At 41.5% G+C, this 16023-nt stretch carries 11 protein-coding genes and 2 tRNA genes; 6 read left to right on the top strand and 7 right to left on the bottom strand.

What is annotated here, in order from left to right:
* The first annotated feature begins 88 nt into the window (after positions 1-88).
* The gene (gene ppsA / locus AACQ81_RS05990) at positions 89-2467 is read left to right on the top strand and encodes a phosphoenolpyruvate synthase (protein WP_237386596.1); all 2379 of its coding nucleotides are present in this window, start codon (positions 89-91) and stop codon (positions 2465-2467) included.
* A 466-nt stretch (positions 2468-2933) separates the two neighbouring features.
* On the opposite strand, the gene ydiK is transcribed toward ppsA, so the two are convergent.
* A complete protein-coding gene (ydiK, locus tag AACQ81_RS05995) occupies positions 2934-4043 on the bottom strand; it encodes an AI-2E family transporter YdiK (protein ID WP_237386597.1) in 1110 nt (369 codons plus the stop codon).
* Between the two features lie 206 nt (positions 4044-4249).
* On the opposite strand from ydiK, the gene ydiJ reads away from it, so the two are divergent.
* The 3 genes from ydiJ (at position 4250) to AACQ81_RS06010 (ending at position 8954) form a co-directional block, all read left to right on the top strand.
* Positions 4250-7321, top strand: coding sequence for a D-2-hydroxyglutarate dehydrogenase YdiJ (gene ydiJ / locus AACQ81_RS06000; RefSeq protein WP_237386598.1), 3072 nt, complete (start codon positions 4250-4252; stop codon positions 7319-7321).
* Positions 7318-7731 carry a hotdog fold thioesterase gene (locus AACQ81_RS06005; RefSeq protein ID WP_237386599.1) on the top strand — a complete coding sequence of 138 codons (414 nt, stop codon included), beginning with the start codon at positions 7318-7320 and terminating at the stop codon, positions 7729-7731. Before ydiJ ends, AACQ81_RS06005 begins: the two co-directional genes overlap by 4 nt.
* 158 nt (positions 7732-7889) lie before the next feature.
* Positions 7890-8954 (top strand): L,D-transpeptidase family protein, encoded by a 1065-nt coding sequence (locus AACQ81_RS06010; protein ID WP_272903028.1) that lies wholly within the window; start codon positions 7890-7892, stop codon positions 8952-8954.
* A gap of 104 nt (positions 8955-9058) precedes the next feature.
* On the opposite strand, the gene AACQ81_RS06015 is transcribed toward AACQ81_RS06010, so the two are convergent.
* Together AACQ81_RS06015 and pykF are read right to left on the bottom strand one after the other, a co-directional pair.
* Positions 9059-9295 (bottom strand): major outer membrane lipoprotein, encoded by a 237-nt coding sequence (locus AACQ81_RS06015; protein ID WP_237386600.1) that lies wholly within the window; start codon positions 9293-9295, stop codon positions 9059-9061.
* A gap of 361 nt (positions 9296-9656) precedes the next feature.
* On the bottom strand, positions 9657-11066 hold the full coding sequence (gene pykF, locus AACQ81_RS06020) for a pyruvate kinase PykF (RefSeq protein ID WP_237386601.1): 1410 nt from the start codon (positions 11064-11066) through the stop codon (positions 9657-9659).
* A gap of 497 nt (positions 11067-11563) precedes the next feature.
* Between pykF and AACQ81_RS06025 the strand changes: the two genes are divergently transcribed.
* A complete protein-coding gene (locus AACQ81_RS06025) occupies positions 11564-11692 on the top strand; it encodes a hypothetical protein (RefSeq protein ID WP_272903029.1) in 129 nt (42 codons plus the stop codon).
* Positions 11693-11767: 75 nt separating this feature from the next.
* Here the strand turns inward: AACQ81_RS06025 and AACQ81_RS06030 are convergent.
* The 3 genes from AACQ81_RS06030 to AACQ81_RS06040 form a co-directional block, all read right to left on the bottom strand.
* Positions 11768-11844 (bottom strand) — tRNA-Val (locus tag AACQ81_RS06030).
* 35 nt (positions 11845-11879) lie between these two features.
* Positions 11880-11956, bottom strand: a tRNA-Val gene (locus AACQ81_RS06035).
* A 158-nt stretch (positions 11957-12114) separates the two neighbouring features.
* Positions 12115-13488: an MATE family efflux transporter gene (locus tag AACQ81_RS06040; RefSeq protein WP_237386602.1), complete on the bottom strand. Its 1374-nt coding sequence runs from the start codon at positions 13486-13488 to the stop codon at positions 12115-12117.
* A gap of 263 nt (positions 13489-13751) precedes the next feature.
* Between AACQ81_RS06040 and AACQ81_RS06045 the strand changes: the two genes are divergently transcribed.
* Positions 13752-14396, top strand: coding sequence for a riboflavin synthase subunit alpha (locus tag AACQ81_RS06045; protein WP_237386603.1), 645 nt, complete (start codon positions 13752-13754; stop codon positions 14394-14396).
* Positions 14397-14519: 123 nt separating this feature from the next.
* Here the strand turns inward: AACQ81_RS06045 and cfa are convergent, their stop codons facing one another.
* Positions 14520-15671 carry a cyclopropane fatty acyl phospholipid synthase gene (gene cfa, locus AACQ81_RS06050; RefSeq protein WP_237386604.1) on the bottom strand — a complete coding sequence of 384 codons (1152 nt, stop codon included), beginning with the start codon at positions 15669-15671 and terminating at the stop codon, positions 14520-14522.
* Positions 15672-16023: the final 352 nt, after the last annotated feature.

Consider the following 16023-nt stretch of genomic DNA (forward strand, 5'->3'; position numbering starts at 1 on the left):
AACAATGTGCTAGGCTATTTCCTGCTGTGAAGAGCAGCCTGAATTTTCCCGGTTTGTACCTCCGAATGTAAAAAAAGGATAGTTTCTAATGTCCAATAGTGGCCTCATCCCAAGCAATGTGCTCTGGTATAATCAATTAGGCATGAATGACGTTAATCGAGTCGGTGGTAAAAACGCCTCTCTTGGCGAGATGATTACCAATTTGGCTGAACTCGGTGTTTCTGTTCCCAATGGTTTTGCGACGACTGCACAAGCATTTAATGATTTTCTGGAACAAAGTGGTGTGAACCAGCGTATTTATCAGTTGCTGGATGAAACCAATGTTGATGATGTTAATCAATTAGCCAGAGCTGGTGCACAGATTCGTCAGTGGGTGATTGATACGCCATTTACGTCTCAACTCGAAAACGATATCCGTGATGCTTATCTGCAATTGTCTGAAGGCGAACCTGATGCCTCTTTCGCCGTGCGTTCTTCCGCAACAGCAGAAGATATGCCGGATGCTTCTTTTGCTGGACAGCAAGAAACTTTCTTGAATGTACAAGGCATTGATGCAGTTATGGTTGCCATCAAACATGTCTTTGCGTCCCTCTTCAATGATCGTGCCATTTCTTATCGTGTTCATCAGGGATATGACCACCGTGGTGTTGCACTCTCAGCAGGTGTTCAGCGCATGGTGCGCTCTGATCTGGCATCGTCTGGCGTGATGTTCACTATCGACACTGAATCAGGTTTTGATCAGGTTGTATTTATTACATCAGCTTATGGTCTGGGTGAGATGGTCGTACAAGGGGCTGTTAACCCTGATGAGTTTTATGTCCATAAGCCAACGTTGATAAATAATTGTCCTGCAATAGTACGCCGAAATCTTGGCTCCAAAAAGATACGCATGGTTTATGCGGATAGTAAAGAGCATGGAAAACAAGTGCGTACTGAGGATGTCTCAGATGAACTGAGCAATCGTTTCTCTTTGACAGATAGTGAAGTAGAAGCACTGGCAAGACAGGCCTTGTTGATTGAAAAACATTATGGGCGTCCGATGGATATCGAATGGGCGAAAGATGGGCACAATGGCAAGTTATATATTGTACAGGCCCGTCCTGAAACTGTCCGTTCAAACCAACAAGTAATGGAGCGCTACCAACTGAATGAACAAGGTAGTGTGCTGGTGGAAGGTCGGGCGATTGGGCATCGTATCGGCGTTGGGGCTGTTAAGGTTATCCATAATCTCAGTGAAATGGATCGAATCCAAGTCGGGGACGTGCTGGTAACCGATATGACCGATCCTGATTGGGAGCCTATCATGAAAAAAGCTGCGGCTATTGTCACTAACCGTGGCGGACGTACTTGTCATGCAGCAATTATTGCCCGTGAATTAGGAATACCTGCCGTTGTAGGCTGTGGAGATGCTACTGAGCGTCTGAAAGAAGGGCAATTGGTAACCGTTTCCTGCTCGGAAGGTGAGACGGGGTTTGTTTACCAGAATAAATTGGATTTCAGTGTTCAGAGTTCACAAATTGACAAATTGCCGGAATTAGATGTGAAGATCATGATGAATGTGGGTAATCCTGATCGTGCATTTGATTTCGCCTGCTTACCAAATGAAGGCGTTGGTCTGGCTCGTTTGGAATTTATCATTAATCGAATGATTGGTGTGCATCCCCGGGCGCTACTTGAATTTTCTCAACAGGCACCTGAATTACAAGAACAGATTAAATCGCTGATGGTTGGTTATGATAATCCTGTTGAATTTTATGTCGGTAGATTGACTGAAGGGATTGCAACACTGGCAGCAGCATTTTGGCCAAAGCGTGTGATTGTTCGCCTGTCAGATTTCAAATCCAATGAATACGCAAACTTAGTTGGTGGGGATATGTATGAGCCACACGAAGAAAATCCGATGCTGGGTTTCCGGGGGGCCGGTCGCTATATTTCTGACAGTTTCCGCCCATGTTTTGCTTTAGAATGTGAAGCAGTCAAGCGAGTGCGTAATGTTATGGGGTTAACTAATGTTGAGGTGATGGTTCCATTTGTACGTACAGTGGCCCAGGCCGAATCTGTTGTGGCTGAATTGGCATCTCAAGGCTTGAAACGCGGCGAAAATGGACTGAAAGTTATCATGATGTGCGAGATCCCATCGAATGCGTTATTGGCAGACCAGTTCCTTGCGTATTTTGATGGTTTTTCAATCGGTTCAAATGATATGACACAGTTGGCTCTGGGATTAGATCGTGATTCTGGGGTGGTTTCTGAGTTATTTGACGAACGTAATGATGCCGTAAAACAATTACTTTCTATGGCAATCCAAGCGGCTAAACGTCAGGGAAAATATGTCGGTATTTGTGGTCAGGGTCCTTCGGATCATGAAGATTTCGCTGAATGGTTAATGAAAGAGGGAATTGATAGTTTATCATTGAATCCTGATACAGTAGTGAAGACTTGGATTTCTTTGGCTCAAAATAGCTAATTGAGTTTAATTCTGAATTAAAAAGCCTGTTAGAATATTTGCAGGCTTTTATATTCCGTATAACATAATATTTTTTATTATGAATGATTAATTATGATAAGAAAAACTGAAAAATTTCACCAAAAAAAAAAGCCTATCATGGGCTGACAGGCAAAGACTACACACAGCAATATATGTATACTTTGTTTATCCCAGCCTATGGCGTTTATAGGCTGAAATAACAATTCACTGGGAAACATTTGTTTCGATGTAAATAATACTAATTTAATAAATTAGTTTATTCATTAAGAATCCTCTTAATAAATAGAATCAGGGAAAAGAAAATTTAGTAAAATGACTTTTTTGCAACAATTTTTTGATGGTTTTTATTTTTTTAAATGAATTTATATTTTCGAGAAAATTGGATTGATATATTAACTTGTTTTATAATTGCGCGGAAAAATAATATTCCCGCGCGTTGATTTGATTATTTTAAGCTATTTTCTGTGAAATATGTTTTGGTATCTGACATTTTTCCCTCAGGTTTAGGAACTTCATTTATCCATGCCAATAGTAAGCGGAAAGAAACGGCCAGTACGACAGGACCAATAAATAAGCCGATAACACCTAATGAAAGTATACCGCCGATTACACCAGTTAGGATTAAAACCATTGGCAAATCAGCCCCAAGACGGATAAGAAAAGGACGAAGAACGCCGTCCATTGTAGTCAGAATGAGGCTCCAGATAGCTAAAATCGTTCCCCATGTTGTTTCTCCTGTCCAATAAAGCCATGCAATAGATGGTATCAAGACAAGCAAAGGCCCTAATTGGGCAACGCAGCATACAAACATCAGCAATGTTAAAATCATTGGATAGGGGATACCTGCAACTGACAACCCAATTCCACCAGCGATAGCCTGTACCAATGCGGTAACAACTACACCAAGCGCCACAGCACGAATAGATTGCGCAGCCAGCAGTACAACTGCATCCCCTCGTTTGTCTGCCAGACGGATGGCAAAGTGGCGGATACTCAGCATGACCTGCTCACCTTTCCAGTAAAGCAATACACTGAATATGACCATCAGAGCCAAATGGAAAAGAAAACGACCTGCGTTGGCCGCTTGAGTAAAAAACCACGTTGCTGCTTTACCGATATAAGGAGGAATTTTGTTGAGTAGCTGGTTGCTGCCATCGGCAATCAATTCCTGCCATTTCAGGTACAGATCATCGCCAAAGACAGGCAGTCGGTTCAGCCATTCTAATTGCGGCAGTTCAAGAGCCGAGGGCGATTTTGCCCATGCAATCAATGGAGAGCTGTTTTCTACCAAGCTACTAATAAGTAACGCGATAGGTAAAACAAAGAGTAAGACTAAGAGGAATGTCATGATAAAGACTGCGATCCAACGTTTTCCCCATAGTCGTCGTTGTAATTTCTCTAATAATGGCCAAGTTGCGATAACGACCATTCCTGCCCAAATAAACCCAAGAATAAAGGGACTTAAGACCCAAAAACTGGTCGTAATAAGCAATAAAATGAAAAATAGTGCGAATAGCAGCTTGGGTAAATCCTGGCGGGTTTGCGATTTTTCCATGAAATAATTTCTCGTTGCGATTGAAAATACTGTTGGCAGTAACAATGGTAACTGAATATAACGTTATTTAATCGATTGCTCAAAACTGATAAATATTGTGATATTGTTAAAAGCTTCTCTATTCAGAAAATTGTCTGAGTAACATTACCAAGATAGTATATAAATAAAGCAATGTGGATACTAATTAGAAAAGGGGCAACTAGCCAATGATCCCACGTATATCACAAGCCCCCCACGCCAGTGAACTGGCACAGGACTATTTGACTGCACTGAAAGAAGCTGGCTTTACGGGGGACACTGCCAGTAGCTATGCCGATCGGCTGACTATGGCAACAGATAACAGCATTTATCAATTGTTACCACAAGCCGTTGTATTTCCGCGTTCCAGTGCCGATGTTGTACTGCTGGCAAGGGTTGCCGGGAAGGGGCATTTTCAGGCTCTGACATTTACTCCCCGTGGCGGGGGAACCGGTACGAATGGGCAATCACTTAACAATGGTATTGTGGTGGATATGTCCCGTTATATGAACCGAATTCTGGAAATTAATCCAGAACAGGGATGGGTTAAAGTCGAAGCGGGTGTAATTAAAGATCAACTCAATCAATATTTAAAACCTTTTGGTTACTTTTTCTCTCCTGAACTATCAACCAGTAATCGTGCGACGTTGGGCGGTATGATCAATACAGATGCTTCCGGTCAAGGTTCACTGGTTTATGGTAAAACCTCAGATCATGTACTTGGTGTGCGTGCGGTTTTATTGGGTGGGGAAATGTTTGATACCCGACCTATGAGTACATCATTAGCGGAATCGATTGCTCAGGAAGAAACGATCATTGGTCATGTTTACAAAACAGTACTGGAACGTTGCCGTGAGCAACGCAAATTAATCATTGAGAAATTCCCTAAGCTCAACCGATTTCTGACGGGATATGATTTGCGCCATGTGTTCAGTAACGATATGCAGACATTCGATCTTACTCGTATCCTGACTGGCTCTGAAGGTACATTGGCCTTCATTACGGAGGCCACTCTAGATATTACTCCGCTGCCAAAAGCCAGGCGGTTGGTGAATGTCAAATATGATTCCTTTGATTCCGCGCTGCGTAATGCCCCTTTTATGGTGGCAGCCAAGGCGCTTTCGGTTGAAACGGTAGATTCCAAGGTACTCAACTTAGCGCGTGAAGATATCATTTGGCATTCAGTAAAGGAATTGATTATTGATGTGCCTGATAAAGATATGCAAGGGCTGAATATTGTCGAATTCAGTGGCGATGATGAACAGCAAATTGAGCAACAGGTTCACGATCTTTGCTTGCGCCTTGATGAATTGATGGCAAAAAATCAGGCTGGTGTTATTGGCTATCAAACATGCCATGACTTGATGGATATCGAACGTATTTACGCTATGCGGAAAAAATCCGTAGGTTTGCTCGGTAACAGCAAAGGGGCAGCCAAACCTATCCCATTTGTCGAAGATACTTGCGTTCCTCCCCAACATCTTGCCGATTATATTGCTGAGTTTCGGCAACTTTTGGATAACCATAAGTTGGATTACGGTATGTTCGGACATGTAGATGCCGGTGTTTTACATGTTCGTCCGGCTTTGGACATGTGTGATCCTCAACAGGAAATCCTGATGAAGCAGATTTCCGATGAAATTGTTCGTTTGACAGCCAAATACGGTGGGTTGCTATGGGGGGAGCATGGCAAGGGATTTAGAGCTGAGTATAGCCCAGCTTTTTTTGGTGAAATTTTATATAGCGAACTGCGTTGGATAAAAGCGGCATTTGATCCACTCAATCGGTTGAATCCCGGAAAAATCTGTTCACCAATTGGGATCGATGTCCCGATGATGAAAGTCGATGCAGCCAAACGCGGAACTTATGATCGTACAATTCCTGTTAATGTGAGAACTGAATTTCGTGGTGCGATGGAATGTAATGGCAATGGTCTTTGCTTCAATTTTGATGTCAAAAGTCCAATGTGTCCTTCAATGAAGATCAGCCAGCATCGCATTCATTCTCCTAAAGGCCGGGCTACCCTTGTCAGGGAATGGTTACGGTTGTTGACAGAGCAGGGTGTTGAACCCGAATTATTGGAGCAGGGGCTGAATCAGAAGCGCTCTAGTTTACGGGGCTTGATTGAAAAAACCCGCTATAGCTGGCAGGCATGGCGAGGAGAATATGATTTTTCACATGAAGTGAAAGAAGCGATGTCAGGTTGTTTAGCGTGTAAAGCCTGCTCGACACAATGTCCGATCAAGATTGATGTACCTTCATTTCGCGCACGTTTTCTGGCTCTTTATCACGGGCGTTACTTGCGTCCATTGCGTGATCATATTGTGGCGAATGTTGAACACAGCACACCATTAATGGCAAAAGCGCCTCGGGTATTTAATTTCTTCTTAAAACAACCTTGGGTACAAAAAATCAGCCAGCATACGATTGGTATGGTCGATCTGCCTTTGCTTTCTTATCCGACCCTGCAACTGCAACTTGCAGGACATTATGCAGCAAGGACGACGCTCGAACAGTTGGAAAACTTATCACCATCTCAGCGTGAGCAACACGTATTGATTGTTCAAGATCCTTTTACGAGTTATCACGATGCGAAAGTTGTCACTGATTTTGTCCAATTGGCGGAAAAATTGGGATATAAACCTGTGTTACTGCCATTTACACCTAATGGAAAAGCACAGCATGTGAAAGGATTCCTGAGTCAATTTGCCAAGACAGCGGGGAAAACAGCCGAATTTTTTAACCGGATGGCGTGCCTGAATATCCCTATGGTAGGGGTCGATCCTGCTTTAGTGTTATGTTATCGGGATGAATATAAAGATATTCTGGGAGAACAGCGAGGCACTTTTAAAGTCCAATTAGTTCATGAATGGCTGGCTAACATTCTGCCGGAAAAAGTGCCACAAGAGAAACGTGATGACTCAATATCCAATTATAACTGGTATTTATTGGGGCACTGTACAGAAACCACATCACTTCCTAATAGCGGTAAGCAGTGGGGTGATATTTTCCGTCACTTTGGTCATAACTTGAATAATCTCAGTGTGGGGTGTTGTGGCATGGCAGGTACATATGGACATGAAAAGCAAAATCTGGAGAACTCGGTTGGTATCTACAAACTTTCATGGGCTCCGGCACTGAAAAACCTGTCTTTGGAACATTGTTTGAGCACAGGGTATTCGTGCCGCAGTCAAGTGAAACGCATAGAAGGAAAACAACTTAAACACCCATTACAAGCCTTATTGGAGATATTACCGTGATTTGGAAACGTCATATAGATGTGGGTTCACTTAACAATATGAATAATAACAGTATAGTGGATCATATGGGAATCGAATTTATCCAGATTGGCGATGATTTTATTGAAGCAACGATGCCGGTTGATCAACGAACTAAACAGCCATTTGGGATTTTGCATGGTGGTGCATCTGTAGTATTGGCTGAAACACTCGGTTCGTTTGCGGGATATCTTTGCTCGGAAGGTGAGCAGACAGTGGTGGGGGTGGAAATCAATGCCAATCATCTAAAATCTGTTCGTGAAGGCACAGTTAAAGGAATTTGTAAACCTATTCACCTTGGTCGTTCACATCAGGTTTGGCAGATTGACATCTATAATGAGCAACAACAATTATGTTGTACATCTCGCCTGACAACGGCTGTTTTATCTTAGTGTTATCCCTCTAGAATGATTGTATTGCATTTTGCTCCTGTCAGTATCTGGCTGGCAGGAACGATTTGACACTGTTTACAATGAATGCGATAGAATAGTCTTACAAAGTAGTCTATTAATTAACCACAGATATTCAAGTATCATCTTAGGGGGCATGTATGAAGCGTTTTTTAACTTTTATCGGCATGTTCTTGATTGGTATGTTGTCGTTAAGTGGATTGGCTAATGTCGCCCATGCTATTGAGTACCCATTGCCACCTGACAATCGCCGTCTGATTGGTGAAAATACCACTTATGTGGTATCTGACGAGGGGCTATCGTTGGAATCTATCGCAGCCAAATACCAAATAGGTTTACTGGCGATGCTGGAAGCTAACCCCGGAGTTGATCCGTATTTACCGGAGGCAGGTACGGAACTTATTATTCCGTCGCAAATGCTGCTCCCGGATACACCTCGTCAAGGTATTATTATCAATTTGGCTGAACTCAGACTCTATTATTATCCTAAGGGAACCAATCATGTCATTGTATATCCCATTGGAATAGGGCAGCTTGGGCGCGATACGCCAACGATGACAACTTCAGTTAGTCAGTTGATTGAAAATCCAACATGGACACCCACTGCCAACATTCGCAGGGATTATGCAAGTAGGGGGATTACTTTACCTGCTGTAATGCCATCAGGCCCAGATAACCCAATGGGCGATTTTGCTTTACGTTTAGCAGCCGGACGTGGTGAATATCTTATCCATGGTACAAATGCGAATTTTGGCATCGGTATGCGAGTCAGCTCCGGGTGTATTCGCTTGCGTCCTGATGATATTGAAGATTTATTCAGAACTGTTCCACGAGGAACACGTGTTCAGGTTATTAATGAACCTATAAAATATACTGTAGAACCGGACGGTAAACGTTATATGGAAGTTCATCAGCCACTTTCCAAGACAGAGCATGATGATCCTCAGATGATTCCAATTCTGCGCTCGGAAGGTCTGGTGAAATTCCTTGATAATCGTGAGACAGATGAAGTTATTGTCGATCAAGCGATTAGCCGTCGTTCTGGAATGCCTACGTTGGTGAATAAAGGGCAGCCCTCAAATAATCAGCAAGGGTTGGAAATTTCAAGACCGATTGAAACTAGTGAAAAAGACATCACCGAGATCAAACCTGCCAAAGTGCCTCGGTTGTATCAACCTGGGCCAATTTATCAACCAGAAACTTGAAATAAGGTTGATAGATGATGATCTCCGATGGAGAAACAAAAGGGAATTAGAGGGGTTAAAAATGGCGTACAGTAGTACGCCATTTTTTGTTATTTGCTACAAGTTTATTTCTTGTAAGAACGAACTTGGTTATTAAGGCGTTGATTGGCGCGAGCTGCTTCGTCTTTGGCTGATTGCACATCAGAACGAATAGAACCGAGGTCATTACTCAGCTGGTCAACTTTAGAACCCAGAGTTTGAACCTGAGAAGCTAGCTGTTCAACTTTAGTTGTGCTTGAACAACCTGCTAACAGAGTAGAAGCCAGAATTACTGCACCAAATACAACTTTAGTACGATTCATCACATTACCCTCTAGATTAAGTTAGTCTCCAAGTAGCAATCTAAGTATTACACAAACTATTTTAGAAAGAGAATAAATTTTTGCTACGAAAAAAATCTACCGTTCTTTATCTCAAAATAAGCTAATAAATTTTGAATATAGGTAATAAAACGGAAATTTTGTTTTATTTCAAATTGGGAAATCTGTCTAATGTAACAATGTATAGGTTATAAAGTTCACTATGATAATAATGAGCGATAATGAGATATAAAAAACGATTTGTTATATGCTCAGTAGATTTAACATTTTAATGTTACTTTATGATCGACAATGCCGCCTGAAATTAGGCAGCACTGTATTTGCAATTTAAAATTACAAAGAATTAAAGCACGTGAACAGAGGACGTGTTCGTTGTACCACTTGGTACCAGAGCACCAGATACCATAACAACGATATCACCTTTATGTGCCATGCCACTTGTCAGAGCAGCTTCTTTACCAATTCGGTAAAAATCATCGGTAGAAGCGATTTCTTTTACAATCTGTGTAGAAACGCCTTTCACCAACAGTAATTGACGAGCAGTGATTTCATTTGTAGTCAAAGCAAGAATTTGTGCATTAGGGAAATATTTGCGGATAGATCTTGCAGATTTACCGCCGTAGGTCGCTACAACGATCAGTGGAGCTTCCAGCTTTTCAGAGATTTCAACAGCGCCACGGCTGACTGCTTCTGTAACGCGCAGCTTGTGGGTTTGGGTATTTTCAATTCGACTATTCATAACGCGATCTGTGCGTTCACAGATAGTTGCCATGATAGAAACCGCTTCGACTGGGTATTTTCCTTTGGCACTTTCACCGGAAAGCATCACCGCATCAGTACCGTCTATGATAGCGTTGGCAACGTCGCCAGCCTCAGCACGGGTAGGTCGTGGGTTTTTGATCATTGAATCCAGCATTTGTGTTGCAGTGATAACAACTTTACGAGCCGCATTACATTTTTCGATCATCATTTTCTGTGCGAAGATAACTTCTTCTACAGGAATTTCGACACCCAAATCACCACGAGCAACCATGATGCCATCGGAAGCTGCGAGAATTTCATCGAAATTATTCAGACCTTCCTGATTTTCGATTTTAGAGATAATTTGGATATGCTCGCCGCCGTGAGCCTTCAAATGTTCACGAATTTCCAGTACATCGGCGCGTTTACGGATGAAGGATGCAGCGATAAAATCTACACTTTGTTCACAACCAAAGACCAGATCTTGCTTGTCTTTTTCTGCCAAAGCAGGCAGGTTGATGGAAACATTTGGCAGGTTAACACCTTTGTTCTCGCCCAAATCACCGTTGTTCAATACTTCACAGATGACCTCAGTTGCAGTGATTTTTTTAACTGTCATGGCGATCAAACCATCATCAACCAATACAGTATTACCTGGTGCCAGATCTGCTGGTAATCCCGCATAAGTTACGGCTACACGCTCTTGATTACCAATGACGGTTTTGTCTGTTGTAAAGGTGAAAGTCTGGCCCGCAGTGAGGGAAACATCATTACCATTTTCCAGTTTTATGGTGCGGATTTCAGGGCCTTTAGTATCCAGTAGGATTGCTGCTTTTTTGCCAGTTTTTGCTGTGACTGCGCGAATATTTTTAATACGTTGACCATGTTCTTCGTAGTCACCGTGAGAAAAATTCAGACGCATTACGTTCATGCCTGCATTGAGCAGTTCAGTCAATTTTTCTTCGGATTCTGTTTTCGGCCCTATAGTACAAACAATTTTGGTTTTTTTCATGACAATTTATCTACTGGTTTTAATGGATAAAATAGTGACTCGTCAACCATTGACATTGATGCCAACATCATCTGATGTTGTAAGTTGCGCAACATAACGGAAAACGGATAAAAATGGATAGTAGAACGCGTTAAATGGTTTTTTTAGCGTAAGGTCAGTTACATACAGATATGCTGACAGGGAACGATTATTCATCTGTAATTTTTTCTGAATTCGGTAAATCAATTGGCTGAAACCATTCAACTTATGATGGGAACGTATTATAGAGACTAATTTCTGTGAAATGAATCAAAAAAACGGTTCTCGAAAAGATTTATACAAGGAGAAGGGGAAATAATCCTGTTCATGTTAAAGAAATCAGGGAGTTGTTGCGCAAACAAGATGTAAATGAATTTCTAGTGAGACAACGATTAGAAGACAATTAGTTTATATACCTGTCGTCTTTCAAGTTGCAGCTTTGTTGGCTGCGCTCACTCACCCCAGTCACATCGTTATCTATGCTCCAGGGGATTAATGAAAGGCTCCTGCCTTTCACCGGAGGCCAGCCTTTGGCTGGGCAAATTCGTTCCCGACGAATTTGTCATTCCCTTGCCGTCGCGTTGCATCTTGAAATCCAATGGGTATAGAGAAATGTAATCAAAGAAAATAATGATAAAAAGGCAAGGATTATTTAATGCGGATTGATAATTTCTTATAAGAAATGGTGCGTCCGAGTGGACTCGAACCACCGACCCCCACCATGTCAAGGTGGTGCTCTAACCAACTGAGCTACGGACGCACATAATATTTTTCACTGAATATCAATCAGATATTTGGTGCGTCCGAGTGGATTCGAACCACCGACCCCCACCATGTCAAGGTGGTGCTCTAACCAACTGAGCTACGGACGCAATCTAAATTTACGTGACTGACAACGGGAACGTATATTAACGATCACTGAGCTTTCTGGCAAGGGGAAAAGTGCAAATTCTTGTTCAACTGCTCGCATTTACGTCTTTTAGAATGAATTTGAAGCTTTTCCCCTAGATTGATAACTTAATATACTAAATTAACGAGTAGAACGTTTCAGGATAAAACTAACCGACTGTTTTTGTGTCCACCAAATCCGGTAACCCATCATGAACGCTGCTGCGGTTAAACCTATAATAAAGCCTATCCAGAAGCCCTTTGGTCCCATGGGTTCAGTAATATAATCAGTCAATCCCAGAATATAACCGCTCGATAGTCCTAAAAACCAATAAGAGATTAAGGTGATAAAGAAGATCGAGCGCGTATCTTTATACCCACGCAATACACCTGAACCGATAACTTGAACAGCATCAGAAAGCTGATAAATAGCTGCAAATAACATCAGATGAGAGGCAAGAATGACAACCTCAGGATTATCGTTATACATAAATGCGATATATTCGCGGAACAGCACGCTGAAAGTGGCGGTCACACAGGCAATGATCAAGCCAACAATAAGACTGGTATATGCAGATATCTTAGCACCTTCGATTGATTGTTTACCAAGGTTATAGCCGACACGGATAGTTGCCGCGATCCCCAATGACAAAGGGAACATAAACATCAATGAGCTGAAATTGAGTGATATCTGATGACCCGCCACGGAAACAACGCCAAGCGGAGAAACCAGCAATGAGACAACCGCAAAAAGTGTAACTTCAAAGAACATTGCCAGGGCGATAGGTAAGCCAAGCAGGATAATTCTCTTTTGGGTATACCACTTAGGGGCTGCAAAATTGCTAAATGTCTGGATGTCCTTTTGGGTAGGAGAATGTTTAACATATGCAAGTAGCAGAAGGAACATAACCCAGTAAACGGTTGCTGTTGCAACACCACAGCCAACACCGCCCAATTCTGGAGCACCAAATTTGCCGTAAATGAAAATATAGTTGACAGGGATATTAACCAGTAACCCGAGAATACCGATTATCATTGCTGGTTTGGTTTTCGACAACCCTTCGCATTGACCTCGCAGAACCTGATAGAACAAATAGCCAGGAGCCCCCCACATAATCGCGTGGATAAAATCCGTAGCTTTTTGGGCCATAACAGGATCGATATTATGTTGTGCCTCTATAATAAAGCGGCTGTTATACAATATCACGATGACAAAAATAGAAAGGAAGGTAGCCAGCCAAAACCCTTGTTGGATCTGACTTGCGACACTTTTTCTCTGGCCGGAGCCATTCATGTGTGCCACGATTGGCGTTAAGGCAAGCAATACTCCCTGACCAAATAGAATAGTGGGTAGCCAGATAGACGTACCTACAGCAACCGCTGACATCTCAATAGCACCGGCTTTACCGGCCATAACTGTATCGACGAAACCCATCGCAGTTTGTGAAAACTGTGCGATGATGACGGGGATTCCCAGAGCGAGCAAACTACGCGCTTCATTTAAATATTTCTGCACGTACTACACCTTTTTGATTGAAAATTGACTGAAAAAACAAGGAATATTTCTGCGAGCAAACGATGTTAGCGGAAAATATATCGCTTATAAGCAACTAATTGTATAGGACTCATTTTATTAATCCAATTATTATACGGGGTTTATACTTAATAATTGAGACTATTCATTGAATCGTATCCACATTTACGTACACCCTGCATAGTGTTTAAAAGCAATGAGTGGGTTAAACTAACTTGCTAGGTAAAATTATTAAAGAGGTTCCCATGTTTACAGGTATTGTTCAGGGAAAAGCGCCGATAGTGGCTGTTGATGAAAAAATGCACTTCAGGACCCATGTTGTTAAATTTCCGGCTGAATTATTACCCGGAATTGAGGCGGGGGCCTCTGTTTCCCACAATGGTTGTTGTTTGACTGTAACGAAGATTGATGGCGATTTAATTAGCTTTGACTTGATGAAAGAAACACTTCGCTTGACTAATCTTGGCGAACTTAAGGCAGGTGACTTGGTTAATCTGGAAAGGGCGGCTAAGTTTGGTGACGAAATTGGCGGGCATCTTATGTCCGGTCATATTATTACGACTGCTGAAATTGCCAAGATTTTCACTTCTGAAAATAATCATGAAATCTGGTTTCGAATTCACGATAAGCAATTGATGAAGTATATCTTGCATAAAGGGTTTATTGGCATTGACGGCATCAGTCTGACGATCGGAGATGTAGTGAATAATCGTTTTTGTGTCCACTTGATACCGGAAACATTAGAACGTACTACTCTCGGCAAGAGGCGTCTTGGGCAAAAGGTCAATATCGAGATTGATCCACAGACTCAGGCGGTTGTTGACACTGTTGAGCGAGTCATGGCACAAAAAGAACAGGAAAGGTTATTGTCTCAAATCGAAGAACAATAAAAAAATATTATTGAGTTGTGATATAGGCTTTTTGACGACGGTATTAAAACAAATTCAACCAAATATGAAAGCTACAGAAATGCGGTTTCTGTAGCTTTTGGAATGTTATCGGTGGAATATGCTTTATCTGGGTACTCTCAGTCCTTTTTCAAAGCCTTGTGGGCTGAATACAATCTGCCATAGTTGAATATCTCTGGCTCGAAATGCACCAGCGCAAGCATTTAAATAATAGCTGAACATCCGTTTGAAGCGCGGGCTGTAGTTATGTTCTATTTCAGGCCAGCTTGAAATAAAGTGTTCATACCATGCCATAAGTGTCCGATCGTAATCGGCACCAAAATTGTGCCAATCTTCCATGACAAATTCCCCATTAATGGCTTTGGCAATTCTTGGAATCGATGGTAAGCAGCCATTTGGAAAAATATATTTAGTGATCCACGCATCGGCACCCGATTTATCACGATTAGATCCGATAGTATGGAGAAGAAATAGGCCATCAGATTTTAGATTTTTTTTCACAATATCAAAATAAGTGGCATAATTTTTAGGGCCAACGTGCTCAAACATACCAACGGAAACAATGCGATCAAATTGAAGATTTAGATTTCGATAGTCTTCAAGGATAATTTTTACATTTAGATCCTTACAGCGTTCTTGCGCATATTTCTGTTGTTCAGCTGAGATTGTGACTCCAGTAACAGATACACCGTAGTTTTTTGCAGCATAAGCCGATAATCCACCCCATCCACAACCAATATCTAATAATGTCATCCCCGGGGATAGTTGTAGTTTTTCACAAATTAGACGGAGCTTGTGGGATTGAGCTTCTTCCAGAGTATTGGCATCTTTCCAGTAACCACAAGAATATTGCATATAAGGATCAAGCATTCGGGTAAAAAGGTCGTTGCCTAAATCATAATGTTCTTGACCTACAATCCAAGCCCTTTTGGGCGATTGTAAATTAAATATCCGAGCGGTAATTATCTGGAAAATATCTTTAATACGTTTTGGTATGCGATGTTCTAAACCAGCCCGCAATATTTTATGAAAGAAAATATCAAGGCGATCACATTCCCACCAGCCATCCATATAACTTTCACCCAATCCCAGAGAACCTTCTTTCAGTACTCGTTTATAGAAGTTTGGATTTTTTATATGTATATCGAAAGGTCGTTTGCCGTTGATTTCAATATCAGCTTCATGGAGCAATTCACGGGTGATCCTATGCCAGGAATCAATTATTGTATTTTTACCTTCAATGAAAGATGAACTCATATGCTCTCCAACATTTGTGTGATGGAATTTTTAGGTATCACTTTATATAAATAGCATTCCAAAATAGTGGTTCACTTCCTGACTCGTCGTACAACGAGGGTAAGGAATCTTGTAATTTGAGTGTAACACTATTATGAAAGCCTATTTATAGTTGTTTCTTATTATGTTAAAACCAAGAAGAATTATTTAGAAAAAATATGAAAATCATCAAGAAAGCACAAATTGCTTATTCATCCTGAAATTAAAGAGAACTTCTGTGTTCTGAAAAACCTCGAACTCCGAATTTTTTAGAATAGTGAAGTGGTATGAGTATATGAGTGAAATAGTATTTTAACAATCATCTAAGGCTACA

This window comes from Xenorhabdus sp. Sc-CR9 (assembly GCF_963897815.1).
Classification (GTDB): Bacteria; Pseudomonadota; Gammaproteobacteria; order Enterobacterales; family Enterobacteriaceae; genus Xenorhabdus.

Coding starts and splice junctions, on each gene's coding strand:
- ppsA (WP_237386596.1), top strand. CDS start 89: ATGTCCAATAGTGGCCTCATCCCAAGCAATGTGCTCTGGTATAATCAA.
- ydiK (WP_237386597.1), bottom strand. CDS start 4,043: ATGGAAAAATCGCAAACCCGCCAGGATTTACCCAAGCTGCTATTCGCA.
- ydiJ (WP_237386598.1), top strand. CDS start 4,250: ATGATCCCACGTATATCACAAGCCCCCCACGCCAGTGAACTGGCACAG.
- AACQ81_RS06010 (WP_272903028.1), top strand. CDS start 7,890: ATGAAGCGTTTTTTAACTTTTATCGGCATGTTCTTGATTGGTATGTTG.
- AACQ81_RS06015 (WP_237386600.1), bottom strand. CDS start 9,295: ATGAATCGTACTAAAGTTGTATTTGGTGCAGTAATTCTGGCTTCTACT.
- pykF (WP_237386601.1), bottom strand. CDS start 11,066: ATGAAAAAAACCAAAATTGTTTGTACTATAGGGCCGAAAACAGAATCC.
- AACQ81_RS06025 (WP_272903029.1), top strand. CDS start 11,564: ATGCTCCAGGGGATTAATGAAAGGCTCCTGCCTTTCACCGGAGGCCAG.
- AACQ81_RS06045 (WP_237386603.1), top strand. CDS start 13,752: ATGTTTACAGGTATTGTTCAGGGAAAAGCGCCGATAGTGGCTGTTGAT.
- cfa (WP_237386604.1), bottom strand. CDS start 15,671: ATGAGTTCATCTTTCATTGAAGGTAAAAATACAATAATTGATTCCTGG.